The sequence below is a fragment of the Pigmentiphaga daeguensis genome (genome assembly GCF_039523035.1).
Classification (GTDB): Bacteria; Pseudomonadota; Gammaproteobacteria; order Burkholderiales; family Burkholderiaceae_B; genus Pigmentiphaga; species Pigmentiphaga daeguensis.
Genome location: NZ_BAAAEN010000086.1, coordinates 1 through 690, shown reverse-complemented (window position 1 = coordinate 690; position 690 = coordinate 1). Strand labels below are relative to the sequence as shown.

At 63.0% G+C, this 690-nt stretch carries 3 protein-coding genes; 2 read left to right on the top strand and 1 reads right to left on the bottom strand.

What is annotated here, in order from left to right:
- Positions 1 to 195, top strand: a 195-nt coding sequence (locus ABD104_RS30265; RefSeq protein WP_343928898.1) for a hypothetical protein, incomplete at its 5' end; no start/stop codon positions are given.
- Entirely contained in the window at positions 192 to 359 is a 168-nt protein-coding gene (locus ABD104_RS30260; protein ID WP_343928897.1) for a hypothetical protein, read from the top strand. The genes ABD104_RS30265 and ABD104_RS30260, both read left to right, overlap by 4 nt.
- On the opposite strand, the gene ABD104_RS30255 is transcribed toward ABD104_RS30260, so the two are convergent.
- A complete protein-coding gene (locus ABD104_RS30255) occupies positions 349 to 531 on the bottom strand; it encodes a hypothetical protein (RefSeq protein ID WP_343928896.1) in 183 nt (60 codons plus the stop codon). The two genes, ABD104_RS30260 and ABD104_RS30255, sit on opposite strands and share 11 nt — an antisense overlap.
- Positions 532 to 690 lie beyond the last annotated feature (159 nt).

Below are 690 nucleotides of genomic sequence, written 5' to 3'. Positions count from 1 at the left end.
GACATCGCTGCCATCGAACGCCTGTTTGGCGATGAGCACCCCGGCGTACTGCGCGACACCCTGGTTGACATGGTGCGCGTGGGGACGCTGCCCGGTAAGCCGGGCCTCACCCTGCAAGTCGCTGTCCATCTGCCCGGCGCCGCGCCGGCGCCTGATGCGCGCTACGACCCCAAGCAATTTCGGAGATCCAAATGAGCGCAACCACACCATCCGTACCCGAAGTGATCCTCCAGGACATCCTGGCGCAGGCGCTGCGCGCTGCTGCATACCAAGCCGAAAGGGGGGGCTTTACGCCCGAGGAAGCGGCACAAGCCGTCGCCCGGGCGGGTATGGCAGCGTGGCGCGCGGTCAACGCTTGATCGTGTACTCGACATGCTGAATTTTCGACTTCACGTCGGCCATGTCGCCGTCCAACTGGCGGGCGAGTGCTTCTATGGCCTGGGCAAGGTTGGACAGCGCCTCGTTCGGGTCCGACGAATCGGCTGCGGACTTGGCTCGCCGGGCGAAGTTGATGACAGCTGTATAGCTCATGAGGGTTCCTTTGGGTGGTGGTTACGGGTTGGTCGCCCAAACCGCTTGTACTGCCTGGCAGGAACCCTCGCCTATTCAGGGAAAAGCCTAATGCAGCGCTTCTCCCGCATACCCCTGCGCCAGATCCTGTTCGGTGCAAAGCCTCTCGAAGAGAGCAAG

What these genes read in the sequence shown, in the direction of transcription:
- ABD104_RS30255 (WP_343928896.1), bottom strand. Translation starts at nt 531, where the DNA reads ATGAGCTATACAGCTGTCATCAACTTCGCCCGGCGAGCCAAGTCCGCA.
- ABD104_RS30260 (WP_343928897.1), top strand. Translation starts at nt 192, where the DNA reads ATGAGCGCAACCACACCATCCGTACCCGAAGTGATCCTCCAGGACATC.